25 protein-coding genes and 1 pseudogene are annotated in these 25,006 nt (G+C 57.4%); 11 read left to right on the top strand and 15 right to left on the bottom strand.

Annotated elements, in window-relative coordinates; all coding sequences use genetic code 11:
- Positions 1-89 precede the first annotated feature (89 nt).
- Complete coding sequence (locus tag GC165_10805) at positions 90-404, top strand: hypothetical protein (protein ID MBI1333355.1); 315 nt, start codon at positions 90-92, stop codon at positions 402-404.
- Here the strand turns inward: GC165_10805 and GC165_10800 are convergent.
- Entirely contained in the window at positions 401-925 is a 525-nt protein-coding gene (locus GC165_10800) for a phosphatase PAP2 family protein (protein MBI1333354.1), read from the bottom strand. The genes GC165_10805 and GC165_10800 overlap by 4 nt on opposite strands.
- 31 nt (positions 926-956) lie before the next feature.
- Here GC165_10800 and GC165_10795 point away from each other — a divergent pair, with 31 nt between their 5' ends.
- On the top strand, positions 957-2,045 hold the full coding sequence (locus tag GC165_10795; GenBank protein ID MBI1333353.1) for a Rieske 2Fe-2S domain-containing protein: 1,089 nt from the start codon (positions 957-959) through the stop codon (positions 2,043-2,045).
- Here GC165_10795 and GC165_10790 read toward each other — a convergent pair.
- A complete protein-coding gene (locus GC165_10790; protein ID MBI1333352.1) occupies positions 2,042-2,620 on the bottom strand; it encodes a TetR family transcriptional regulator in 579 nt (192 codons plus the stop codon). The two genes, GC165_10795 and GC165_10790, sit on opposite strands and share 4 nt — an antisense overlap.
- Before the next feature lie 105 nt (positions 2,621-2,725).
- Between GC165_10790 and GC165_10785 the strand changes: the two genes are divergently transcribed.
- Positions 2,726-3,706, top strand: a complete 981-nt coding sequence (locus GC165_10785; protein ID MBI1333351.1) for an SDR family NAD(P)-dependent oxidoreductase — start codon at positions 2,726-2,728, stop codon at positions 3,704-3,706.
- A 90-nt stretch (positions 3,707-3,796) separates the two neighbouring features.
- On the opposite strand, the gene GC165_10780 is transcribed toward GC165_10785, so the two are convergent.
- Positions 3,797-4,204, bottom strand: coding sequence for a hypothetical protein (locus GC165_10780; GenBank protein ID MBI1333350.1), 408 nt, complete (start codon positions 4,202-4,204; stop codon positions 3,797-3,799).
- A 22-nt stretch (positions 4,205-4,226) separates the two neighbouring features.
- On the opposite strand from GC165_10780, the pseudogene GC165_10775 reads away from it, so the two are divergent.
- The 4 genes and pseudogenes from GC165_10775 to GC165_10760 all read left to right on the top strand — a co-directional run bounded on the left by GC165_10775 (position 4,227) and on the right by GC165_10760 (position 6,643).
- Positions 4,227-4,316 (top strand): annotated as a pseudogene (locus GC165_10775) (DUF2497 domain-containing protein).
- A 114-nt stretch (positions 4,317-4,430) separates the two neighbouring features.
- Positions 4,431-4,664 (top strand): hypothetical protein, encoded by a 234-nt coding sequence (locus GC165_10770; GenBank protein ID MBI1333349.1) that lies wholly within the window; start codon positions 4,431-4,433, stop codon positions 4,662-4,664.
- A gap of 376 nt (positions 4,665-5,040) precedes the next feature.
- Entirely contained in the window at positions 5,041-5,565 is a 525-nt protein-coding gene (locus GC165_10765) for a DUF1287 domain-containing protein (GenBank protein ID MBI1333348.1), read from the top strand.
- Positions 5,566-5,770: 205 nt separating this feature from the next.
- Positions 5,771-6,643: a DUF4349 domain-containing protein gene (locus GC165_10760; protein ID MBI1333347.1), complete on the top strand. Its 873-nt coding sequence runs from the start codon at positions 5,771-5,773 to the stop codon at positions 6,641-6,643.
- On the opposite strand, the gene GC165_10755 is transcribed toward GC165_10760, so the two are convergent.
- The 4 genes from GC165_10755 to GC165_10740 are packed head-to-tail and all read right to left on the bottom strand — an operon-like array spanning position 6,640 to position 10,948.
- Positions 6,640-9,105, bottom strand: coding sequence for a TonB-dependent receptor (locus tag GC165_10755; protein ID MBI1333346.1), 2,466 nt, complete (start codon positions 9,103-9,105; stop codon positions 6,640-6,642). The genes GC165_10760 and GC165_10755 overlap by 4 nt on opposite strands.
- On the bottom strand, positions 9,102-9,911 hold the full coding sequence (locus GC165_10750; protein MBI1333345.1) for a TonB family protein: 810 nt from the start codon (positions 9,909-9,911) through the stop codon (positions 9,102-9,104). Before GC165_10750 ends, GC165_10755 begins: the two co-directional genes overlap by 4 nt.
- A gap of 2 nt (positions 9,912-9,913) precedes the next feature.
- Positions 9,914-10,327 carry a biopolymer transporter ExbD gene (locus GC165_10745; GenBank protein ID MBI1333344.1) on the bottom strand — a complete coding sequence of 138 codons (414 nt, stop codon included), beginning with the start codon at positions 10,325-10,327 and terminating at the stop codon, positions 9,914-9,916.
- Between the two features lie 3 nt (positions 10,328-10,330).
- The gene (locus GC165_10740; GenBank protein ID MBI1333343.1) at positions 10,331-10,948 is read right to left on the bottom strand and encodes a hypothetical protein; all 618 of its coding nucleotides are present in this window, start codon (positions 10,946-10,948) and stop codon (positions 10,331-10,333) included.
- A 128-nt stretch (positions 10,949-11,076) separates the two neighbouring features.
- Between GC165_10740 and GC165_10735 the strand changes: the two genes are divergently transcribed.
- Entirely contained in the window at positions 11,077-11,967 is an 891-nt protein-coding gene (locus tag GC165_10735) for a DUF1259 domain-containing protein (protein ID MBI1333342.1), read from the top strand.
- A 24-nt stretch (positions 11,968-11,991) separates the two neighbouring features.
- Here the strand turns inward: GC165_10735 and GC165_10730 are convergent, their stop codons facing one another.
- Entirely contained in the window at positions 11,992-13,479 is a 1,488-nt protein-coding gene (locus GC165_10730; protein MBI1333341.1) for a multifunctional 2',3'-cyclic-nucleotide 2'-phosphodiesterase/5'-nucleotidase/3'-nucleotidase, read from the bottom strand.
- Positions 13,480-13,541: 62 nt separating this feature from the next.
- Between GC165_10730 and GC165_10725 the strand changes: the two genes are divergently transcribed.
- Positions 13,542-13,919, top strand: a complete 378-nt coding sequence (locus GC165_10725; GenBank protein MBI1333340.1) for a VOC family protein — start codon at positions 13,542-13,544, stop codon at positions 13,917-13,919.
- Here GC165_10725 and carB read toward each other — a convergent pair.
- The 7 genes from carB to GC165_10690 all read right to left on the bottom strand — a co-directional run bounded on the left by carB (position 13,909) and on the right by GC165_10690 (position 22,483).
- Positions 13,909-15,561 (bottom strand): carbamoyl-phosphate synthase large subunit, encoded by a 1,653-nt coding sequence (gene carB, locus GC165_10720; GenBank protein ID MBI1333339.1) that lies wholly within the window; start codon positions 15,559-15,561, stop codon positions 13,909-13,911. The genes GC165_10725 and carB overlap by 11 nt on opposite strands.
- Before the next feature lie 73 nt (positions 15,562-15,634).
- Positions 15,635-15,886, bottom strand: a complete 252-nt coding sequence (locus GC165_10715) for a hypothetical protein (GenBank protein ID MBI1333338.1) — start codon at positions 15,884-15,886, stop codon at positions 15,635-15,637.
- Between the two features lie 2 nt (positions 15,887-15,888).
- A complete protein-coding gene (locus tag GC165_10710) occupies positions 15,889-16,776 on the bottom strand; it encodes a prepilin-type N-terminal cleavage/methylation domain-containing protein (protein ID MBI1333337.1) in 888 nt (295 codons plus the stop codon).
- Positions 16,777-16,908: 132 nt separating this feature from the next.
- Positions 16,909-17,253 carry a hypothetical protein gene (locus GC165_10705; GenBank protein MBI1333336.1) on the bottom strand — a complete coding sequence of 115 codons (345 nt, stop codon included), beginning with the start codon at positions 17,251-17,253 and terminating at the stop codon, positions 16,909-16,911.
- Positions 17,243-18,346, bottom strand: coding sequence for a glutamine-hydrolyzing carbamoyl-phosphate synthase small subunit (gene carA, locus GC165_10700; GenBank protein MBI1333335.1), 1,104 nt, complete (start codon positions 18,344-18,346; stop codon positions 17,243-17,245). Before carA ends, GC165_10705 begins: the two co-directional genes overlap by 11 nt.
- Before the next feature lie 22 nt (positions 18,347-18,368).
- Positions 18,369-19,856 carry a hypothetical protein gene (locus GC165_10695; GenBank protein ID MBI1333334.1) on the bottom strand — a complete coding sequence of 496 codons (1,488 nt, stop codon included), beginning with the start codon at positions 19,854-19,856 and terminating at the stop codon, positions 18,369-18,371.
- Entirely contained in the window at positions 19,853-22,483 is a 2,631-nt protein-coding gene (locus GC165_10690; protein ID MBI1333333.1) for a hypothetical protein, read from the bottom strand. Before GC165_10690 ends, GC165_10695 begins: the two co-directional genes overlap by 4 nt.
- Positions 22,484-22,564: 81 nt before the next feature.
- On the opposite strand from GC165_10690, the gene GC165_10685 reads away from it, so the two are divergent.
- Both GC165_10685 and GC165_10680 read left to right on the top strand, forming a co-directional pair.
- Positions 22,565-23,722, top strand: coding sequence for a hypothetical protein (locus tag GC165_10685; protein ID MBI1333332.1), 1,158 nt, complete (start codon positions 22,565-22,567; stop codon positions 23,720-23,722).
- A complete protein-coding gene (locus GC165_10680) occupies positions 23,719-25,005 on the top strand; it encodes a hypothetical protein (protein MBI1333331.1) in 1,287 nt (428 codons plus the stop codon). Before GC165_10685 ends, GC165_10680 begins: the two co-directional genes overlap by 4 nt.
- Position 25,006: the final 1 nt, after the last annotated feature.

Here is a 25,006-nt window from a genome sequence, read left to right as displayed (position 1 = left end):
CCCGGCAATCCTCGCGTGAAATTGTAGGTTTTTCGCCACGAAAGTCGTAAGGAAGAATGGAGGCTCAAACCGAAAATTTGAATAGGCTTATGGAAGACATTCAACGATTGAGAGACACCCGAACGGAAGAGCAGATGCAGACTTTGGTTCTGCGCCTAAAGGTGTGTCCAGTCTGCAATAGCCTGACTCGTGTCGAAGCCGAGACCTGCACCCTCTGCAACTGGGCCGGTAAGTTCGACACCGAGGTCGATCACGTTGCGGAAACCCTCGGCGACCTGCTCGCCAAGTGCCCCGAACTCCTGCACACGCTCGTACCTGAGCCTCAGCCGACGCTCATCGCCCGCCTGCGCGAGTTCCTTTCCCGAGAAATCCGCTTCCGAAAGCGCCTCGATCTCCGAGCTTAGAACTTTAGGCTAATCCCAAGCGCTACCGCCCCTGTCGGGGTTGGACGAATCAGAAATCCGTCCTTCGAGCGCTCCTCGGCCCTCGCCATCAGGAAGCCCAGTGCCGCGCCCGCCAGCACGTCCGTCTCATGGTGTCGATGCAGGTCTACGCGGGATTGCGCGATCAGCCCCGCACCGAGGTACCAAAGTGGTGCCTCGCTTCGATGGTGGTCGGCTTCAAAGGTCGCAATTGCAAATGCCGCCGTCGCATGTCCGCTGGGAAAGGACTCATGGTCCGTATGGTCCGGCCTCTCGACCCGAGTCAACCGCTTCAAGCCTTCCGCCGCCAGCCCCGAGCACAACAGCGTGTCCAACGATCGCACACCCTCGTCGTGCTCCGACCCAAACGCATGCACCACACCGTACGCCAGAAAGGCCTTATAACCTGTCCCCGACAGAAAGTCCGCCGTAGAATCGGCAGCGGCAAAAGATGAAAAGGCAACTAGGCCGAAAACAGCCGCGTACTTGAGCATTCTCTCCATCTTAGCCGACGCTACCGTCTAAAATCGAAGCATGCCCCGCATTTATGAAGTTGATGAAGACATCAGAAATGCTTCGACTCTCCCCGGTGCCTACTACCACGACCTAGACGCCTATAACCGAGGCAAGGAGGCCTACTTCGCTAACAGTTGGCAACTCGTCGGCGACACCGACCTTATCCGCGTTCCTGGTCAGGTCTACCCCTTCGAATTCATGCCCGGCTTCTTGCCCGAACCCCTCCTTTTCACCCGCGATACCGAAGATCAAGTCCACCTTTGCAGCAACGTCTGCACCCACCGCGGAATGCAGGTTTGCGAAGGCCCCGGCAATGAGCGATTTCTTCGGTGCCGCTACCACGGACGCCGTTTCGGGCTCGACGGCAAATTCAAATCCATGCCCGAGTTTGAAGACGTCTGTAACTTCCCTACCGACGCCGACAATCTGACCCAAGTTCCCTTCCATGCCTGGAGCCGATTCCTCTTCGCCTCGCTTCAACCCGCCGCGCCCTTTGAAGAAGTCTTCGGTCCCATCCTCGAACGCCTCGCCTGGCTCCCGCTCGACGAGTTCCGTCACGATCCGGCTAACTCCCGCGACTACCTCGTCAAGTCTCACTGGGCGCTCTACGTCGACAACTACCTCGAAGGCTTCCACATTCCCTTCGTGCACACTGCCCTTAACGACATCCTTGAGTACGACAGCTACCACACCGAGCGATTCGCCTGGGGCAACCTCCAACTTGCGGAGGCCAAAGGCGGCGAAGGCATCTTCGACCTCCCCACATCCTCGCCCGACCATGGCCGGCGCATCGCGGCGTACTACTACTGGATCTTCCCCAACCTGATGCTCAACTTTTACCCGTGGGGTCTCAGCATCAATGTCGTCCGCCCTACGGGCATCGACACCACCAAGGTCTCGTTCATCCGCTACGTATGGCGAGAGGAGCTGTTGGGCGTCGGAGCTGGAGCCGAAATCGACCGCGTGGAGCGCGAAGACGAGCAGGTCGTCGAACTTGTCCAAAAAGGTCTGCGCTCACGCTTCTATGGACGAGGACGCTTCTCGCCTCAACGGGAAATCGGCACCCACCAATTCCACCGTATGCTGGCCCAAAGGCTAAACGCTTAAGTCCGAATACCAGCGATCAGGACATCGACCATTCGCCGGGCATTCTCCACCCACTGGTCACCCGCGCCGGAGTTCGCCACGCCTGCCAGCGCTCGTAAAAGGTCCAATGGCGGAAACGACAGCGAAATCTCCCCGCTTGCCACGCCCCGATCGACCAGCCCGCCGATCGCCGCTTCAACCATATCGCTCAAAGTGCCATATCGCGCCGTAGCGCTCCCCACAATCGCGTTGACCGAGCTTGGCATCGAATACTTTGTGACCAGTAAATCGACGAAGAGCAGCATCCATTGCCGCAGAGCCTCCACTGGCGGAAGCGACTTCGCCAACTCCCCTGCTGCCGCCGCCAGCTTTTCGATCTCTCCAAAATACATCGCCTCAACCAGCGCCTCGCGGGTCCGGAAGTGGCGATACAGAGTCCCCACCCCGAGGCCAGAAAGCTTTACGATATCGTCGAACGTCACCGAATCGCCTCTCTCAGCGAAGGCCTCCCGCGCGACTTTCAGAATGTGGTCCCGATTCCGTTGCGCGTCGGACCGCAATTTTCGAGGCGAGGATGAAGAATTTTCGTCGGACATGGCGTATGTATTGAAAACGGAGCCATCCTCCGTTTATACTCTCAGAAATGGAGGCTGTCTCCATTTTACTGAATAACAAGGGTGGACAGCCGTAAAAGGAAAGAAATGACAAAGCAATTTGATGCGAAATCGACCACCGATGAAGTCTTGGACGGAATTCAGCTCCAAGGCAAGCGTGTATTGGTTACCGGGGTTTCCGCCGGACTCGGCGTCGAAACCGCCCGAACCTTGGTCGCCCACGGTGCCAATGTTGTTGGTACCGCACGAGACCTGAACAAAGCCAGGGCCGCTACTGCCCACATCCAAGCCGGAGCCGCCTCGGGTGGCAGTCTCGAAATCGTCGAACTCGACCTCGCTTCCCTCTCTAGCGTCAGGACCTGTGCCGATGCTCTCCTCGCCGACGGGCGTCCGTTCGATGTGATCATCGCGAACGCCGGCGTCATGGCCACTCCGCTCGGCTTCACCGCCGATGGCTTCGAAACTCAGTTCGGCACCAACCACCTGGGCCACTTCGTCTTTATCAACCGGATCGCTTCCCTGCTCCGCCCTGGCGGTCGGCTGGTCAACCTCGCGTCGTCGGGTCATCGGTTTAGCGACGTCAATCTTGACGATCCAAACTTCGAATCCACCCCGTACGAGCCTTTCGCCGCCTACGGACGCTCGAAGACCGCCAATATTCTCTTCGCGGTGGAATTCGACCGACGCTATCGAAGCAAAGGCATCCGCGCGACTGCGGTCCACCCCGGAGGCATCCAAACCGAGCTCGGTCGCCACATGGGTCAGGAGAACGTCGCGGCCCTCCTCGAAAACCTAAACCGTGAACTGGCCGAGCAAGGCAAGCCGCCCTTCCAATGGAAGACCATCCCCCAGGGCGCGGCCACATCCGTGTGGGCCGGATTCGTCGCTTCGGTAGACGAAGTCGGCGGACGCTATTGCGAAAACTGTCACGTTGGCCAAATCGTTCCCGATGACCAAAGCATCAATCCAGTGATGGAAGGAGTCCGCGGCTACGCCCTGGACGCCGATCGTGCTCGTGCTCTTTGGGCCGTCAGCGAAAAGCTGGTCGGAGAAGAATTCCCCGAATAACGCGAAAAATACTCCCAGTAAAAGAATTAAGGGACCGCACTGAAGGCGGTCCCGGGAGTGTTTGCTTAGGAGTTCAGCTAATGAAGTCGTCTAGATTCCGCCGTCTTCGTCCGCCGTAAACGGCTTGCCCTGCATCGCTTTCAGCTTTGCGGCTTGGTCGGACGTTAGAATCTTGCCAAGTTCACTTTTCATTGTATCGTTATTTTTCTGAAAAGCTGCCTGCATATCTTCGCGAGATATCTCCTGATCGCGAACTTTTTGGAATAAAGCCCGATTTGCCTCGCCTTGCTTGGTCTGCAGGTCCTTAATTTTATCGGTCTGATCAGACGAAAGTCCTAGTGCCTTCTGCACGTCCGGCTCCATGATCGCCAGATTGCCCTGAAGTTGGAGGTGGATTTCGTCCACTCGCTTCAGTTGGGTGTCGCTGATGATCTCAAGAAGATCCTTTCGGGTCTTCTCGCGTCGCTCGGCCATGGCTTTCATCATTTCTTCGGTCATCTGGCCGCCTTGACCACGCTGACCGCCACCCTGGCCGCCCTGACCGCGTTGACCGCCGCCCTGGCCTCCGCCGCCACCGTTACCGCCGCCAGCGCCACGCTGGCCGCCGCCCTGACCGCGCTGCGGTCGGTTCTTTTCGATATAGTCTTCGACCTTCGTCTTTTGGTCGTTGGTGAGTCCGAGGTCTTTCTGAACGTCGGATCGATTGAGGAGGTTCAGCTCATAGTTGAAATTGCCGCCGCCGCGCTGGCCAAATCCACCGCCGCGCTGGCCACGACCGCCGCCGCCTTGGCCGCCCTGGGCCAACGCCATCGATACACCGAGTGCCGAAACAATAATCAAGGTTATTGCTTTAGAAGAGATTTTCATCTGTATGCTCCGCTTCGGACGAATGGACGAAAAACCAAAACCCGTGTTCAGTGAATGTTCAGTAATATTGACAGGAAATGATTTTGTTTAGGCCCGTAGGTCTGAGCGAGTTGGACGCCATTAGTCGACTTGGGTACAAAGCCTTCCCACCTAGGTTCGAAAACCAGCCGATTTTATATCCTGTTTGAATGTCGTTCAGACTAGTCAAAGTGCGAATTTAGGACCCCAGCGGGGTCCCAGAGCTTAGCCTGGGGTGCCTGCACCCCAGGAAAGTCCCGCATTAGAAAAAGTCCGAGGAGCGGCTTGTCCGCCATAGCCTCGGCGAAGGCGGAAGCGACCCCACCGAGCTTTGCGAGGGAATCATACAGAACAAATAGGGCCGATCCGGCCAGGTCCTAGGACAAGCGGATGTTCGCCCGTCCCAAGTTTCCGAGACATTTCCCGGCAAATCCACGTTGAACCAACAAATGATCGTCGCTACTATCCTTCTGCTCCAAGCCACGATTCCTCAGAAACTCATCGCGTCCGCCCGCAACCAACTCACTTGGGGCACAACTTACGACCCCTCCTATGTGTCGATGAAATACCCCGGCGGCGACGTTGATCGAACCAAAGGAGTCTGCACCGACGTCATTATTCGATCCTATCGAAGCGTCCATATCGACCTCCAAAAGCTCATCATTGAGCACAAACGGACTCATATGAGCCTCTATCCGAAAGGCAAACTCGATCCCAATATCGACCACCGCCGAGTCAAAAACATGGCTGTCTTCTTTCGGGCCAAGAACGCCAACCTCCCGACCAATAAAGACTGGCGACCGGGCGACATCGTCTACTGGATTCTCGATAGCGGCCTCGACCACATCGGCCTCGTCACCGACAAACGCGGCCCAAGCGGAAAATACATGGTCGTCCATAACATGAGCACCCCACTCGAAGAAGACGTCCTCGGCAAATGGCGCGTCATCGGCCACTATCGTTATCCCAAGTAAGCAAAATGATTAAGGCGCAGGACCAAGCATTACCGTCTCCTGCACTTCGCACTTCGCACTTCGCACTTTGCGCCTCGCCCTCTGTGCCCCGCGCCCTGTGCTCTCTCTGAAGCCTGAAGCCCAATTTCAAGTACCAAAGACTAGGAACCCCTGTCTCGAATGCCAGGTTAACAAGAACAACTCATGACTGAGAGGTCACCAAGAGATGAGCAAACTAATCTACCTGGCGTGCGCAGGCATCGCCATCGTAGGATGTGGATCGGGTAGTGGAGCCGATTCGGCCGGAACAGTAGCGAGCACCGCCGCCGCTACCGCCGAAATGGTCGCCGCCCAGACCCCGTCCAATCCCAATTCGTCGATCCCCGACGCCATGCCCCGCAAAGTCATTTACAAGGGCACCGTCCAACTCGCTTGCGAGGACCTGGATTCTGCTTCCAGACAACTCGCCTCCCAAATCCGCAAAGTCGGCGGCTACCTCAGCGGCGGCGGAACAACCGGCGCCAAAGGCACCATCCGCACCGCCCACTGGACCGTCCGCATCCCCTCCCCCCAGTTCGACGGCTTCATGCAGTTCCTCTCCGGACTCGGTGAACTCGAATCCAGCAACCGCCAAGCCGAAGACGTCAGCGAGGAATACTACGATGCTGCCGCCCGTCTCAAGAACAAGAAGGTTGAGGAGGACCGCCTCATCGACCTCCTGAAAAGATCATCTGGCAAACTCGGCGACGTGCTGACCCTCGAAAAGGAACTCAGCCGCGTCCGCGAAGAAGCCGAGCGCATCGAAGGCCGCATGCGCCTCCTTGCCAACCAAGCCGACATGTCGACGATCGACATCGCCATGCAGGAGATCAAGGACTTCGTTCCCCAAGGCTCCCCCGGCGTCAAAACCCAAGTCGGGCGCACCTTCGGAGGCTCGATGGATGTCATGAAGCAGGTCGCGACCGCGCTCCTTTTGTTCCTGGTCGCCGTCGCTCCCTGGCTGATCCCTCTCGGACTTATCGCCTGGATCGTGAACCGAGTCATCAAAAAGGCACGGACGAAGGAAAGCCCCCAGCCACCGCCCAAGATGGAACTCTAGAAGTGCCCGAAGACAGTAAGGGCGATTCGTCGCCCTTGCTGGAATCGAGTTCCGCTAAACGCCGACTGGAAGTTGATAACCGTTCGGTCATCGAACAAATTTGACACATCGAACGCCAATCCGCCGTTGCCCTTGAACAGCTTGTCGCCCGTTGAAAAGTGCAGGTCGACCTGGGTTCGCGGCGTTCGCCCCTCACTCGGAGGAACGATGCTACTCGCCAAGCCTGAGCCGTGGTCGATCGTCATCGCAAAGGTCGCACCCGACTTCCACGTGTACGCCGCGCCGATTCCCACCGTCTGCCGCTGATCGTGGTCGTTATAGTCATCGACCGGCTCGCCTGTGTTGTCGACGCCGTTCGGCTTTGCCGCCGAGTACGAGTAGTGAACGTACGTGTCCCAGCCGCCGTCCTTCGGGGCCGAAACGTCGTAGCTAAACTCGACGCCGTGGACGCCGCCAAACTGGAGGTTCACCGCGCTATAAAGCCCAATCTGGCTTCCCGGGATCAGCAATCCCGTATCCACCTGGTTTCGGATGTCCTTGTAGTAGTAGGCCAGCGTCATCGTGTGCCGAGGCGTGAACCGCTTGGAAACCGCGATGTCGTACTGGCTCAAAGTCTCGGGCTGGATTGCCTCGCCCACAATCGCGCCCTGCGCCAGCGGCGGAGTGTTGAAAAGGCGATTGTAGGCCATCCGAAGGTCCATCGTTCGGTCGATCTGATACTGCAGATTCACGCGTGGAGAGAATTGGAACGAGTTAACCGAGTTCTGCCCCAAGTTCTGCTCCTGGTCGTACCAGTCGCCACGAAAGCCGTAGTTCGCCGTCCACCGTCCAAACTTTGTCGTGTCCTGCACGTAAGCCGCCTTGTACGAACCGGTTCGATGCACATTCAAGGTCGGCGACGAACCGTTCGCCGTATACACCGGATTGCCGTTGATGTCGAGCTGGCCGTTCGTCGTGCCCGGCGGAGCCAAGTCCGGTGCCAACGCCGCCAACGCGTCGAGCGCCAGTTGAGAAGCCGGAATGACATTGTACGACTCGGTCCCGCTCTGAGCATCCCACAAGAACCCCGCCTTGAGCTGATGAGCCCCCCGCTTCGCCTGCCAACTGCCCGAAAACTGCACGTGGTGGACGTTGCGAATCGCCGTCGGGTTGTATTCGATGCTGTTGTCCACCGGCAGGTTATTAAGGTCGATCAACGGGTTGTTATTCGTGACATCTTGGCCACTGTGCAGAAGCGTCATCGCCAATTGTGCCGACTCCCCCTTCGCCATCTGCCGCTGATAGTTGATGGTGGCAAACTCGCTGACTTCCGACTGGTTGATGTCCTGCCCGGCCTGCTGTTGGCTCTGGAGCACCACCGGCGCCGCTCCCAGCAAACCGGAGTTGCTCGAATTGACGTCTGGTCGCGACCCGTCCGCATTTCGCAGGCCGAATAGTCCGTACCCTTGCCCTGCCGAGGCGAACGAGTCCGGCAAACCCGATCGATTGGCGATTTGCAGGCCGTCGGGATTGTGACTTAGCGTCACCGTAAAGGCGTCTTTCGAGTTCGGCGCAAGCCGCACTTTGCTGAAGTACGACCGCGTCGATCCTGCGTTGTGCGCCGTCTGGTTGTCCGGTTGGGGCGACTCCTGTGCACTATTCGTCTTGCTCGATGAAACGTCGAATACGATATTGCCGCGTTCGCCAAGCGGGCTCACCGCCGTAACCTCACCCCCGTACGTATCGAAGCTTCCCGCCGAAGTCGAGTAATCCCATCGGCGCTTCTTGATGTTCGCCAACGTCGAAATGTTCAGAACTGCGGCCGTTTGCCCGCCGAATTCCGGTGCAAATCCTCCGGTAATCATCTCCAGGGTCTGGATGGTGCTCTCGACCACGATCGAACCTTGCCGACCGGACAGCGTGTCGGGAAGCGGAACACCGTCCACCACATAGGCGATCTCGCTATGCTCGCCGCGCACGTGCGCCTGCCCCGCCGAGTCCTCTGCCACGCCCGCCTGTCCTTTGGTTAGTCGGTTGTTGTCGTTGCCTGTGGCACCGCCGCCGCCAAACTTCTTCAGTTCCGTGTTGTCGCGAGTAGTGCCCGAAGTCGTCCCCGGCGTCTTCGGCTTCAGCCGTGTCGCCGTCACATGGATCGTGATCTCCTTCGTCGGAAGTTGGTCCTTCTGCTGGATCGTGGTTCCCGCTCCTGCCGGAATCGTGATCACCGTCACGTCAGGATCAACTTCCGGTTCGGAACGCCATGCCAACGTATTCAAGGCCTCGGTCCGCCCTAGCCGCAAGTAAGAACTGGTGAGCTGTATGCTCCGCCCCGCATCGTCGGTGACCGTCACCTTCCCTTCCACCGGCATTCGCGTCACCGGATCGACCACCACGAAGCACACCCGCGACAGCCCGTGGGCATAGGCGCACGGCACGGCGGCCAACGCCGCAGCTAACGACAACATACGAAGGTTCTGCATCATTCGACTTTGAAGTAAATCTTGAATCGGACCCGTTGCTCGATGGCCACGCCGTCGATCGTCGCCGGAGTAAAGCGATACTTCTTCGCCGTCTCCAGCCCCACATCGTCGAGTTCCTTAATCCCGGTCGAAGTCACGATCTCGACATTGATCGGGTGCCCGCCGGTATCGATCTGCGCTTCCACCACTAGAGTCTTGTCCAGCGGGTCATAGCGAAGGTCTTCAGGAATCTCCGGTTGCGGAGCCTCGGAGACCACCGCCTCAATGATCTTCTTTGGCTGGGGTTCTGGCTTCTTTTCGGGTTCCGGTTTTGCCGGTTCCGGTTTGGGCGGGTCGGGCTTCTTGGGCTCCGGTTTCTTTTCTGGCTCGGGCTTTGGCTCGGGTTTCGTAGGCTCCGTCTTCGCCGGTTCGGTCTTGCCCCCGTTGGGAACTTGCCCCGCTTTGCCGCTTCCCGACTCTGCGCTTGGCGTATCTCCGCCGCCACCGGCTCCATTAGCCGGACCCGAGGTCACAACCTTCGGCTGGGGCAAATTGTCCGACTTCCCCTTACTCGCCGACTTCGCTCCCGACGGGGCCTTCTTCGTATCCTTAACCTGTTTCGGCTTTTGCTTTTCCTTGGGCTGTTCAGGCTGATCTTTGAGGCTGGTCGTCAACATCACAATCTGCGAAGTACCGTTTCCGCGTTTGATGTTCTTGAAGACGCCAAAGTGAGCTGCGATCGGCAACGCGATGGCATGGAGAATAACGGTGATGACGAAGATTCTCGTGAGCAGAGGGTTCTTTTTTCGTCGTCGTCGTCGGCTCGCCATCTTTACTGCCTATTGGTCGCAAATGCGAACGCTTGTACGCCTGCCTGCCTCGCCTCGTCCATGACCGAAACCACCGTTCCATACGGCACCTTATCGTCCGAGTTGAGAGTCACGAGGGTCCGTCCCGTGACACCTAATTCCTTCAGCTTCGGCGCAAGCTGGTCAAGCTTGATCTTCGCCGTGTTCAAATACACCGATCCGTCCGGCTGAAGCGTAATCGTCACGGTCTGCGACCGGTCATCCTTCCCGGTGCTCGCCTTGGGCAGGTTCACCGGAATCCCATTCTGAACCGCCATCGCCAGGCTTGCCACCATGAAAAAGAACAGCAGGAACATCATCACGTCGATCATCGGGATGACGATGATTTCCGGCTCTTCAATCGGCTTGCGCCGACCGATCTTGACGCGACTCCTCATGGCTTACTCCACTCGCCCGGTGATGAGGTTCACGAGTTCGGCCCCGAAATACTCCATGTCTTCGATCGTTCGCCGAACTCGGTTGGAAAAGTAGTTGTGGAACACAAAGCCGATCACTGCCAGCGAGATACCGGTCGCCGTCGAGATCAAGGCTTCCGAAATGCCCCCCAGAATCTGCGTCGGATTGCTGAGACCAACCTGACTCGCCGCTCGAAAGCTTGCGATCATGCCTGCGATCGTGCCCAAAAGACCCAGAAGCGGAGAAATATTGATAATCGTTTTGATGATCGCCAGGTTGGATTCCAGGGTCGGAGTTTCGCCCGTCGCCTCTAACTCCATCGCCATCTCAATTGCGTCGGCGTCCCGCCTCGAGTTCAGGAGCCCACGGGCAAACACCTTGCCCGGAATGCCCTTTCGCTGAATCATGTCGATCGCTTTCTTCGGGTCATCGCCCGGCTGATAATTCTCTCGAATGTCCTCGAAAATACTCTCCACGTCTGGAGACTCCTTTCGCATGACGATGATGCGCTCAAGAATAAGGGCGATCATAAGGACGGAGCAGATGATGAGGGGGTACATCATCACCCCGCCCTTTTGAAGGAAGTCTAGGAGGCCATTCATGAAAATCAGGATTACCCACCAGGGGTAGGGTATTCAAATGAAGAATACCGACTCCCGTGCCAAAAAGTGCCAAACCGACCGTACTTTTTTCGGATTTGCAAAAGTGCGACAATGGAGGCAGAACAACCATGAAACCCACATATCTCTCGTTCGCCCTATTCGCTTCCCTTCTCACGTCCCAAAGCTTTGGTCAACAGACCCCACCGACGCCGTACACCGACGCCGCCAAAATCATCGGTAAAAACGGAACGCTTAACGCTGACGGAACCTATCGCATCAACTTTCCCCGCAACGACGTCACCTTTGAGAACTCAAGAGGAATGGCGATTCCCACCGATCTCGGCCTCGCGACCTATATCGCCTTCTCTTCACCAACCGACCACTCTCTTGCCGTTGGCGATGTAGCCATGCTCGAAGGTGAGATCGACGGAGTGATCGATGCCCTCCGCAAAGCCGACTTCGAGATCGTGTCGCTACACAACCACATGACATCCGAGCAGCCTCGCCTCTTCTACCTGCACTTCCAAAAAGTTGGCTCACCCGCCGATCTCGCTAAGGGTTTCAAGCCAGCGCTCGATATTCTGGGCCACGGCGAAGAGATCAAGGTTCTTCCCAAGATGGGCAAACCCGAGATCGACAAAGAAGCGCTCGGCAAAATTTTCGGCGCAGCCCCCCAAGTCTTCCCAAGCGGTGTCGTTCGCTTCGCTACACCCCGAAAAGACCTAAACGTAAAGGTTCTGGATGAGTCATTCACCCCCGGCATGGGCCTCGGCTCCTGGGTGGCCTTCAGCGGGTGTGAGTGCGGCCTGACAATGGCGATGGGCGACACCTGCTGCACCCAAAAAGATCTTCAGCACTCGATCGACGCCCTTCGAAAGGTTGGAATCCACATCACGGCGATCCACCGACACGTGTTCGGCGGCTCCCCCGACACCGCATTCATGCACTACGAAGGCGAGGGAGACGTGCTCAAACTCGCCGGCGGCGTCAAGAACTGCTGGGACGGATTGGGTGGCTAGGCTCCCCGAGCCTAGCCAAACGGTTTAGTGCCCGATTCGCACTTCGCCGCCCGTCGAAAGCGGGCTGTTTGCCTTGATATAGTCGACGAAAGCATCGATATCGGATAACCCGGTATCGAGCTTCTTCACATCTTTCAGGGTCGCCAGGTTGTCTCCGCCGCCCGCCATAAAGTTGTTGACCACAACCTTGTAAGTCTTGCCCACGTCAACGGCCTCACCGTTGATCATAAGGTCGCGAACGCCGCCACCCGCCACAGTATAGTGCGTCCCCTTCGAAGGAATCAGACTGCCTTTGCTGTCGTTCAGCACGGCGATAATCTGTGCGCCCGTCATCTCCGCAATCACCAACGAGTTTCGGAACGGACAGATCGAGTTGGCCGCCGTAAACGTGATTTTCCCTGCCTCAAGGTTCGCGCGCACGCCACCCGGGTTCATCAAAGCCAGATTCGTGCCCAGTTTGCTCGTCGCCATCAGGTACGAATCGGCCACAAAGTATCCGACCGAAGTACGGTCCGTATAAGCCTCCGATGAGGTTCCCAAGACTGCGTCGCCCATCGCCGTCACCGGCTTTCGAAGCGTATCGATCAGGCTAGCAACCTCTGGGTCCTCGGGAATGCTGGCATCAATCACGATCGGCTTGGCCTCCAAAACCTTGGTTAGCTTCCCTTTCGCATCAAACTGAACTTTGATGTCGCCGAACACTTTGCCCCATTCCCACGCTTGCACGATCGGCACAGAATTCCCGTCGGCATCCTTCACGTAGGTCGGATATGGACCTGCCGCCGGTCGCCATCCATCCAAAGCCGGAGTGCCCAAAGGCGTATGGCTGTGCCCACCCACGATCAGATCGACGTTGTGGAGCTTTGCCGCAAGCTGTTGGTCTTCCTCGTAGCCGATGTGGCTCAAAACAATGATCTTGTTGACGCCCTGCTTCGTCAGTTCATCGACGGCCTTCTGCGTCGGCGCAAGATGCTTCTCAAAAACGAGATTGTCCGCGCCGAGCGTGATGTTGCCTGTCGTATCCGTAATCAGACCTACCACCCCGATCTTCTGCTTATCGACTGTCAGGATCGTGTAAGGCTTGACGACCTTCGCCAGTTCCGGCTCTTTGGTCATATCGATGTTGCAGGCAAGCATCGGGAAGTTGACGTGCCTGCAGAAATCGACCAGGTTCGGGACGCCTTTGTCGAACTCGTGGTTACCGATGCACGACGCCTGGTAGCCCATCTTATCGAGAACCGCCGCTTCCGCCAAGCCATCGTAAATATTGAAAAATAGCGTGCCCTGGAAGCAGTCCCCGGCGTTCAACAAAATGACATTCTTTTCCTTGGCCCGAACCTGCTTGATCACGGTCGTGATTCGAGCCAGCCCGCCATACATCTTCCCTTTGATCGCCGTAGGATCCTCGTGAGAATGAAGGTCGTTCGAGTGAAGAATGGTCAAAGTCAGCGGCTTTTGGGCGAGGCAGGCTCCCGAGAGAAGCACTGCCGGAACCAGGGCAAGGAAACGCATGACCTTAGTTTATCCTCCTGGAACATTTGCTAGGTTAAGGAAGGGCGTAGTAAGATGCCCGCATGAACATTCGCTACTTTGTTTCCGACTTGGAAAAGTCCATCGCTTTCTACCGCGATGTGTTAGGGTTCGAATTGGTCGTTCAGTGGGGACCGGCTTTCGCCATCATGACCCTCGATAAGTCAAACCAGCTTTGGTTGAGCGGCCCCCAAACCTCTGCCGCCACCGCCGCCGAGCAGATCGGTGAAAAAGCGACGCCCGGAGGGTGGAATCGAATCGTCGTCCCAATCAATCAACTCGAAAACGAGCTGCCAAAACTGGTGGAGAAAGGCGCCAAAATTCGGATTGGATTGGTCACCGGTCCCGGTGGCAAGCAAGTCCTCATCAACGACCCCGATGGCAATCCCATCGAGCTATTCGACTCGAATCTTAAGCTCTAACGACGTCGTCTTGGGTTTCGAAGGTTCCATAGTAGTACGGCGTCTTCGATTCAAACTCGCCTGCACAGGTATCCACCATCTTAAACACCGGCTGTACCTTCAGGTTATCCACGACCTGCTTCAATCTTTCAGTGAAAGCCGGATCGTCGGTCTTGGCAATGTCGAAGATCGCCGGGCTTGGGAACCCGATCATGAATGCTCGGAAGACAATGTCTTCTAGCGGAACATCCGACTGGTGCGCCTCCGTCAGTTCGCGCTCAATGTCCAACAGCTTGAGCATCTTGCGCAGGAACCAGGTGTCCACTTTGCAAATCTTGTTGACGGTCTCCACGCTCCAACCTCGGCGAAGCCCCTCAGCGATCGCCCAGAGCCGCTCGTCCGTTGGCTGGCGGATCGACGATTCCAATTGCTCATCGTCTTGCGCCTGAAACTTGGCGTGTCGCAGATCCTTCTGCTTGATCTCCAAGCCCCGGATCGCCTTCATGAATGCCGCCTCGAAGGATCGGTCGATCGCCATGACCTCGCCGGTCGCCTTCATCTGCGTGAACAGGGTTCGATCGCCAGAAGCAAACTTATCAAATGGCCAGCGTGGAATCTTCACCACACAATAGTCCAGCGCCGGTTCAAAGGCCGCCTTGGTCGTCCCCGTGACCTGGTTTTGAATCTGATCGAGGGTCATGCCCATGGCGATCTTCGCCGCCACCCGAGCAATCGGATACCCGGTCGCCTTCGACGCCAGCGCCGACGAGCGAGACACGCGCGGGTTAACCTCAATGATGTAGTAGTCGAAGCTATCCGGGTTCACGGTCATCTGCACGTTGCACCCACCTTCGATCCCAAGCGCCGAAATGATCTTCAGCGACGCCGTGCGGAGCATGTGGTACTCGATGTCGCTTAAGGTCTGCGAGGGGGCGATGACAATGGAGTCGCCGGTATGAACGCCCATCGGATCGAAGTTCTCCATGTTGCAGACGGTGATGACCGTCCCGTTCGAGTCACGCATGACTTCGTACTCGACCTCTTTCCAGCCCAGCAGGCTGCGCTCGACCATGATCTGGCTTCGCATGGAGAGCTTGAGCCCCTTCCGGCCAGTTTCCCAAAGCTCTTCGCGAGTGTTGGCGATGCCTCCGCCTGTGCCGCCAAGCGTATACGCCGGGCGAATGATACAAGGATAAGGAACTTCGTCAAGGATCGCCTCGAGTTCGGCATCCGTCGTCACAATCCAGCTCTCAGGAACCGGTTCCTGAATCTCGCGCATGAGAGAGCGGAAGCTCTCGCGGTCCTCAGCTTGCTTGATAGCGCTCAGCGGCGTCCCGAGCACGCGAATGTTGTACTTGTCGAGGACGCCCGCGTCCTGAAGCTGGGTAGCAAGGTTCAAGCCGGTCTGACCGCCTAGCGTTGGCAACAATGCGTCCGGTCTCTCGCGATCAATGACGCGGGTACAGAATTCGAGCGTCATAGGCTCGATGTAAAGTGCATCGGCTACACCCGGATCCGTCATGATCGTGGCGGGATTGCTATTGATGAGGACAACCTCGTGGCCCTCCTCCTTCAGGCTCTTGCACGCCTGGGTTCCCGCATAATCAAACTCCGCTGCTTGGCCGATGACGATGGGCCCGGAGCCGATCACAAGAACTTTCATTAAAACAAAAGTTTACCCGTGAAAAAGGGCCTTCCCACGTTGTGAGAAGACCCTTTGCGAGAGAGGTTTCGACCTAGCCGCCTGCGAGAGCGGCTTCCTTATCGGCCTCAGACTTCGAATCAGCCGGCTGAGGCGTGGTGGTCTTGCCCTGTTGCTGGGCTTCGAGCGCCAATTCCTTTTCCGACTTGTGTCCCGGTTCTACCTTCGCTTCCGCCTCGACGTGCGGAGTATCCGATCCAACCGATTTTGCGATCTGCCAGCCGGCAAAGCCGACCAGCAGAATTACCGCTGCAATGAGAAGACCTTTCTTAAGGTTTTCGTTCATTACTACTTGAACCTTTCATCCCAGTGGATGAGATTCTTCAGGTTATTCGCATTTGCAGTGGTCGGGTCGGTCAGCCAGGTGCGATCCATGATGGCCGATCGATCAATCGTCTTCGTGTGTCCGTCGGCAAAGCCCCAGTTGGTCTTCTTCGTGTAAGCGCCGAGCGACATAAAGTCGTTCGAGCACCATGCGGCACCAACTGCGGTCGTGCCCGGCCAGGTCGCAAGCGAACCGGCAAGGTCAGACGGCGGGAATGCGTACTGTCGCTGGTCGGCGCGATGCTGCATCAGACCGTTCCAGTAGGACCACGAGATGTAGCTCGGCATCAGCCAAATGGTCGATGACGGAGCGCCGATCTGACTGGCCGTCAACGAAGTCGTTCGAACCGTACCGCCCGAAGGAATGGATCCATCGGCGTTCGTGGCGAGCCAACCCGCGATACCCCACGCATACGGCAGAGCCGCGCTGGTGTTCTTGATGTTCTGGCTTCCGTTGTACGAGAAGACGTAGCTAACCGGGCCGCCCGTAACCGGGGAGCCGTAGCCCGTCGAGTTCGCGTCGCATCGAGCGAGCGAGTCGTTCGGTGACTTCCAGATGTCCTTATTCTTCACGTAGGGGATAAGCAGGATGTGACCAGAATTGATCTGGGGGCCGGTAACGTTCGACTGCCAGTTGGACGGACCAACGCGCAGAAGCGGGTAGACGTCGTCGTTGTCTCCCATGTACATCATCGTTCCCGTAAGGAGCTGTTTGTTGTTGGAGATGTCGGCGGTCTTCTTGGCCGCTTCTTTGGCTTGCGCGAAAACAGGGAAAAGGATTGCCGCAAGAATGGCAATGATGGCAATAACTACGAGCAGTTCAATGAGTGTAAATGCCCGATTTCGATTCATTTTCATGATATGAGAACTCCGAATTGAAGCTATGGGTAAATTAGGGCAGGAGCCTAGAATGAACCAGGACGTTAACATTCTATCAAATTTCAAAGAAATTCGTAACAACTTTCGCCAAGTTGTGGAATTCCGTTACCGCACGAAATGAATCTCGACGATCCGAATTCCGGCGAAAAGGAACAGGCAGTCCAGCACCGGTTTGCTCTTGGCGATCTCTCTTGCGTCATTAAATGAGCTCTTCTTGATGTCGCCCGATAGGCCGCCTTCCGAAGCCATATAGGTCGTCACGTCGTCTGGCGACGGGAAACACGCCAAGCCGTTCACCTGCATGCCATCGGGAGTTGTCGCGTTGTTGCACGCAAACTTTCCGTCACCCACCGAAATCAGATAGATTTCCTCGGGAAAGGAGCCGAACGACCCCATTAGGTCTTCTTCGAGCGACGTGATCAGTGGGTTATCGAGAAGTTCAATTGCCACTCTTCATCTTCTCCACAAACTGGTTGAAGTAGGGACGCGAATCCCAAGGGCCGGGTGCCGCCTCGGGGTGATATTGGATGCTCCACGCGTCGGCATCCTTGATGCGAATCCCCTCGACGGTGTCGTCGTTCACATTGACCTGCGTCACCATCGCCCGAGTGCCGTTCAACGAATCTGGGTCGACCGCATAGCCGTGGTTTTGGCTCGTTATCGTCACCTTGCCCGTCTCCAGGTCGCGAACTGCGTGGTTACTTCCCCGGTGGCCAAACTTCAGTTTGTACGTCTCGCCGCCGACGGCATGGCACAGCAACTGGTTTCCAAGGCAGATGCCAAAGATCGGTCGAACCCCGATCAACTTCTTCACCGTCTCGATGACCGGCTGAAGCCGCTTCGGGTCACCCGGGCCAGGGCTCAGCAAGATTCCGTCCGGTCGATGGTTCAAAATTTCTTCGACGCTTGCGTGGCAAGGAACCACAATCGGCTGACAGCCTGCACTCCAGAACCGTCGGAGAATGTTGAACTTTAGACCACAGTCCAGCACCACCAGTCGAGGTCTACCCTCGGCGTCCGGTTCCTCAAGCGACTCTCGCCCCGAAGGACCGTACTTGTACGAATCCTTGGTTGTCACTTGGTACACAAAGTCGCTATCGTCGTACCGATCCGCGCTCTCCAGCGATTGCTTGCCCGCCACAGGGTCGTCGCAGATCACGCCCATCGTCACGCCCGCGCTCCGAATGTGCTTGGTGATCATTCGGGTATCCAATCCCTGAATTCCTGTCACGCCGCGCTCGCAAAGGAGTTGATGGAGGGTCTTCTCGGATCGCCAGTTACTCGGGTCGTCGCAGGCTTCTTTCACGATAAATCCCGAAACCTGGATGCGGTCGGATTCGAAATCGTCGTCGTTGATGCCGTAGTTGCCGACGAGCGGGTAGGTCAGCATGACCATTTGGCCGGCGTAGCTGGGATCGGTGAGGATTTCCTGGTATCCGGTCATCCCCGTATTGAAGACCACCTCACCTACAGAATCGGCCGATGCTCCTAGGGCGGTTCCCTCGTAAATAGAGCCGTCGCTGAGGAGGAGATAGCGTTTCAAACTAAAAGGATAGAATACCCGCTCAGACCCTCGGCTTGACCGAAAAATCACCGTTACTCGACATGGAAAAATCGTAAAGCTTGCCGTCCAGCACGATTCCTCGCATCGAAATCTGCCCGATCTCCTTCGGAACGCACGGCTTGACGCTCAGCCACCAGCCAGACTTCAACTGCTTCGTCCACTTCGCGCCCGGCAACGGAATCCGGTCGATTCGAAATCCGGCGAAGCCGTAGATGACCGTATTGATCGCCCCTGCCGCGCCCGTATAAAAGTAGGCGCGAAGCACCTTCCGCCGTTCCGAAAAGTAGTGGTTCGGATTGTCCGTGTACGGTTTCCAACTATCCAGCCACGCCGCGTACGCCTTCTCGGGCTCACCAAGTCTCGCCCAAATCGTCGCAACCACGCTGTGCCCCATCGCTGGCCCGTTCGGGCTGATTTTGTCGCCAAACCGCTCTAGCATCGTCCTCGCCTCGCGCTCGGCCTCCGGATATTGAAGTGGATAGATCGCCAACAGCCCCGCCGCCTGCTGGTAGTCCCGCATCGGGTCGTTGTCGTAGTTCAGGAGCGATTGCTGGTCCTTCGGCAAATAGTAGGTTGGCCTGGGGCTCCATCGCCGTCCATTCGAACACCATTCGGCCAGCAAGTTCGTGTAGAGGTCGTTGTCGCCCTCGAACTTCTCGTTGGGCGAAGTCACATCGAGAATCTCTCGTCCCCTTGCCGTCTGTTTTGATCGCATGCCGTAGAACTGCGCCACGCCCCGCGTGACGTCCGCTACTGCCGTCGGGTTGGCCAACCCAAACGCCTCGCATTGCGTCAAACCCCAGACGACGTCGCCCGAAATATGCTGTTGATTTCGGGTCTTCTGGATGCACACCTCCCGGCCCGAGACCGACGACTCCCATGGGAACATCATCCCACCCAGTTCAAAAGCCTCGCTCTTCCCTTTCGCCCACTCGTTGAAGTTCCGTCGTGCCTGGGCCGCGCGGTCCAGGCGATAATCGGCGGCGGACTTGGCCGCACTTGGATTGATGAACAAAAACGCTGGCACCATCCAAACGTCGAGGTCCCAAAACGTATGTCCGAAGTACAAGTCGTTCGTCAGACCAAACGGCCCTAACCCGTACTTCTCGATCGGAAAATCGGCCGTAGCTGGAGCCCTTTGAACGATGGCCACCATCTCGTCGAACTGCACGCTCATTTCGCTCGGACCACCAAGGTGGATCGATGGCAACATGGCTTTTGCCCGTTCCGTAGCTTCAGGAAGCTTCTCAGCCTTGGCAAAGCCAAGCTTTTCCTCTCCTTCCGATTTGTACCCGGACGGGACCCAAATCGTCTTCTTGCCTGCTCGATCGACAGTCGACGTGGCTGGAGGCTCAAACTGGATCGATGTAATCTTTTCGTCGCTTGGTCCCTTCGACACCAGTGCCCGCAAAGGAGAAGGTGGCAGCTTCGATGGCCCCGCACAACCGATCAGTACAACCGCAAGAACCAAACTATGAACCGCTCTCATCGCCCAATATCGACGCCGCGCGCCACTGCCGCCACCATTGGGTTCGGATCCTTCGTCAACTCAATGACCCGCGCCCGATAAGACTCCGGCACTCGCCCGCTCAGGGTCGTCAATGCCTTGACCTTCACGTTTTTGTAAGTCGAATTGAGTCCCGATCCCGCCAATCGGAGCGCCTCATCGGTGCCCACCGCCCCCAGCAGTTCGATTCCGGTCATCAGCGAATGCTCGTCACTCCGTCCCATCATCTGCTTGCCGAGTTCCAAACCGCGCGGATACTTAGCAATGAACTGGATGGCCTGCTCTCGGATGACTAAATCCTTAGTCTGCATCAGAGACTCCATCGTCGAAACCAGCTTCGCGTCGCCCAGTTTCGCGATCGCGATCACCGCGTCTTGCGCCGTCAGGGCATCGCCCGCCAGCACCAGGCCGGAAATGGGATCGATGAACTCGGTTGCCCCGATTGCCGCCGCGTATCGCGTCGCCATGCGCCGCGTCGCCTCGTTCTGCAGGGCTGGACCAATGTATGTCCGCAGGTCCGGACAGTTCGCCAACGTCGCAACTTCGAAAAGCGCCCGCTCGGCAAAGTCCTTCGCAATCGAAGCCTTATCCGCCAGCACCTTTCGGGCTCCTGGGACCTGACTCACGATGCTCGCCGCCACTCGGCGAGACCGAGGCGTCGAATGCTCAGCAAACTTGGTGCAAAAACGCTCAAACGCGGGCTGACCAATCCCATTCAGCTTCCTGCCCGCCTCAAAGGCGTCCTTCCCGCTCGCTTGCACCTTCTCCCAAAGGTCGTCGATTTCATCGTCGCTGGCATGGATCGAGCCCGCCCGCGGCAAGGATGGAAGTTCATCGCTCACCCCACCTTCGCCGTTGTAGGCAATCGCATGATCGCGGTAAACCGCCGCCCCCGGGCCAGGGCCAGATGCAATCTTGTTATCGCCACCGAAGTCCGCAAAAAGGCCGACACCAAATCGGCCATCCACCGTTACACCTACCCCGACCGGGCCCGCGAACGTATCCGAGCCCTCGGCATCCAAATAGATCGCCACCGAGCCTTCCTGCGCCGTCGCTGGCTCGCTGTCGTGCGCCGCCACCACGTCGTTCCCCGCCCGATCGAGCACCAGCGCCACGCTCCGATCCACCGCGTAGGCATGACACTGATTCTCTCGAACCATATACACGTCGTCCCCCGCCATATCGAAAAGCATCGCCACGCCCTCGTCTTCCGCGAACGCCTGTCCCTTGCGATGCACAAAGTAGGCGTCTTCACCCTCCAGGTCGTATAGGCTTGCGATGCCGCAACCGCTCGCGCTCGCCTGCGACTCTGCGCCTGCTTCGTAGAGGTCGTCGCCGTCGTTATCCGTCAGCAGTCCCATTCCGCCCGGCAAAATGCCGCAGTAGCCTTGCGCGCGGCAGAGAAAACCTTGTCGGGAAATGCCGTCCGGCACCAGCCCACCCGCACGGTAGCGATCATTACCAGCCGGATTAAAGAGCCATCCAACGCCGCCCATCATTCCCGCGCCTTGCCCCAGGTACCCAATCTTCTGAGTATCCGACCCCTTGCTTCCGATCATCAGGCCGATCCCGCACATGCCGAATCCCTGCCCCAACGACCGAGATTCCATGCGAAACGCTTGATCGACCTTAATGACGCCAACTCCCGCCAACCCAGAGCCAAAAGCGATGTTCTTCGCAATCAAATCGGGCCGTGCGCCCTCGAAGATCGCCTCCCCGATGCCCAGAATTCCCACTCCCGCCGACGCGTCGGGAAAGTCGGACTTAATGTCGCTCCCCAAGTCGATCACGACACTGGCGTAGCCAATCCCGGCACCATAGCGGCCCGTGTACCGGTTTCGCCCACCCAGGTCGATGCAGAGGTGCGAGTTCCGCGTATCGTGCAGATCGTCGTTAACGCCCGCGACCTCGACATTCACGCCGTTCTCGGAAAAGATCGCTCGACTTTTCCATCCCGCCGCCGCCGCAAGGCGAATCTTCGGCAAGGCGTCCTGAACCTCGTGATCGAGCTCCAGCGCCGCATTCCGGATCATCGGCAGGTTGACCTTGGCCAAAAGCGCATACAGCGACTCCTGTGAAATCTTCGGCTTAGAAACAAATTCGAACGGAATGTCCGTCCCCAACGCCGCCCATTGCGGCAGCGATTCGATGATCGCCCGCTTCTCTTCCGGCGTCAACTTGGAGGTCGCATCCTTGATTTGCGCGTTGGCCGTCGAGATTGCGCTGACCAGGTCAGCCACCGGCTGTCGAAGCTCTTCGGGGAGGAGAGCCGCATTCTTCAGAGGGCCGGTTATGGCGACGTGGTTGAACGACTGATTCGTGTCCTTGAAGCAATCGCTGATGATCGTCGTCAGCATTGACTGGGTACTGGTGTCGGCTTTCGCGTGCAGGGCCATGATCGACTCCGCCCCAGAAATCGGCGAAGCGAGCGCCTTATTGCAGAGGTCCAGCCCAAACTGGGGCACAAAGCTCTGCCTGGCAAACTGCAGATCGTCCACCGTGTACCCGCCAACGCTCAACGTATCGGCGATCATTTGTGTTTCCTTCGGAGAAAACTGGGCCATGGAGCTTGCGGCTACAAACAGGACGAGGCATCCGAGGAATCGCATCGGTACCTAGCATTTTAACCAGTGCGGCCAACCGAGTATCCTTTCTAGTGGACGTTTCGTCTGATTCTATGGGGGTGAGACATGGAACGCGGCGTTGAATATGACCGCCTAAAGGTTCTTTTGTTTGCGACGGTTGGCGTGGCCGCCGCCCTTGGGGCTGTGCGCTATTTTCTCCCTGACCGTGGCCGAGTTTCCTTCGATCCGCCGCCGACACTGGACATGATCGGCAGCTACCCACCGCCGCCACCTCGTAGCTACCGGCCGCCGATCGCGCCGAAATCCAGCTTTACTCCCGACCTCAAGCGCTCGACGATGAGCCAATACACCATCGCCGACATGAACGATCGCGGCGACTTCCTGTTTTTCTCTTCCACCGAACACTCAAAGATTCGCCAGTACTTCCACATGTACAAAGGAAAACAGGAGGACCTCGGCGTCTTCCCGTCCGACTATCGACTTTTTCTTTCCACAGACGGCGAGGTCATCAAACGTCGAATCCCCTCCCAAGCGGGGCCAACCTCGCAATCGCGGTTCATTTCGGGCCCGATGATCTCCGGTTACAACGAAATCCGGTTTTTCCGACGCGTTAACGACGACGGCTCCATCCTCAACGTCCATTACGAACCGAAGAAGCGCGTTCCCAATTTCGTCCTAAAGCTCGACCGCCTCAAAGGCGACGGCGAGACCTACTTTAGCTCCCACAACTCGCTGGTCATCCTCGACCGACCTAATGACAACCTGGTTTGGATCAAAGAAGCCATTGGCGACAAGGAAGAATTGCGCGACAACCTCTTCCGACTGGAGCACAAAAAGCTTGTTCCGGTTCAAATGCCGCCGAAGTACCAAATCGTCGAGCGTGTCGCCTCGAACGACAAGATCGTGACTGCAACTTTCCGAGACCACGCTAACATCGAGCCAATTCGCTCGTTTATTCAGACTGCGGACGGAGGATGGAAGGAACTCCCAATGCCATCCGAGTACGTCTTCTCGTTCGTTCAAAAGGTACTCGATAACGGCATGATCCTCGGCATCATCACGGACTCAAACCGCATGCACGCCAAACAGGTTATTTGGAAGGACGATTCTGTCGCCGTACTGAACGATCTGAAGGCATGGCCCAAAAACGGTCAGGTCGCATATGTGGTTCAGGCAACTCGCCGAGGCGATCTTTACGTACGTAACATCACAGATACCGCCTCCGGGACCGGCGACAACTATCTGCTAAAGATTCAACCATGAGCGCTTCGATTCGAACCATTGTCTGGCCGCTCGTCGGTGCCGCCGTTCTCGGTGCGTCGTTCTTGGCCGTAAAAGCCCAATTAGTGGATCGCGGCAATGATCGACGGCCCAACTTCCATGCGGCTACGCCGCCAGAAGACCGGCCCCGCATCAAACCCAGCGGGTCATTCGAAGTGACGCTCGCCCGTTCAGATCTGCCCCAATTACCTCTTGCCTCGATGAGCGATCATGGCGATTTCCTCTTCCTCGCTAACGAAAAGAAAGGAGAGTACGAACTCTACCGCGAGGGCGATCACAAAACGGTCAAGGCACCCGACCCCACTGTCGTCGAGCACTTGCTTCCGAACGGCAGTCTTACCCAGTCGGTGCGAGTCGCCACCAATTCTGGCATCTCACCCAACATTTTCCCCTTTAACGAATCCGACGGACGCTCAAAATTTCTCTCCACCGGTCAGGGGGTAATCGTCCAAAAGAACATTGCTCCCAACTCAATTGCAAGTCCCGTCGAGGGGAAGGAAGTCGATCCAAAGCACCAGGCTTTCACCAAGGACTATTACACGCTGCTGGTGCAAACGCGAAAGGTGACCAACATCGACCCGCCTCCTCGGGCAGGGGGTGCGATGCTCGCCGTCCCCATGCCCGCCAACGGTGTTCGACCCGCTCCTGCTCCCCAAGCTGGGACTGGAGTGGCAGTTAATGTCGGCAATTATTACAACAAGATCCTCTCAAGCGAAGAGCAGTTCGCGTCCGAAGACCTGATCGGAATTCTCTGCGTCGATGATCGCGATCGCATCTGGCTGGTGGACCATCAAGGATCGATTGCCCTGGGTAAAGACCGCTTTTACCGCCTCGAAAAAGGCGAAAAGGAGGAATTCCCCTTCCCTGACCAATACGAGGCCATCAATCGAGTCGCCGCAACCGGAGATCAGATCGCCGCAACATTTGGCATCCTTCACGGAAGACTTCCCTTCCGCTCGTTCTCCTGGACGGGTTCGTCCTGGCAGGAATTACCCATGCCGGATGGCTTTGACTGCTCGTTCGTCCAAACGATTTTCAGCGACGGAACTATCCTCGGCTACCTTTCGACGTGGGATGGTCAAAAGGTCGAGCATGTCCTTTGGCGAGGCGACAAACTCGCCGTCTTGGACGATCAGCCGGGTTGGCCCAAGCACGGCCAACTTGCCCTCGTCGATCGCGCTTCCCGGCGCGGTGACCTAGCGATCCGAAATATCACTGACCTCATAAGCGGCGGAAGCGATTATTATGTGATCGCGGTTCACTAAA

The sequence above is a fragment of the Armatimonadota bacterium genome, from assembly GCA_016125185.1.
Taxonomy (GTDB): Bacteria; Armatimonadota; Fimbriimonadia; order Fimbriimonadales; family Fimbriimonadaceae; genus Fimbriimonas.
Note: the sequence above shows the minus strand (reverse complement) of the source record. Positions and strands in the feature narration are given on the sequence as shown.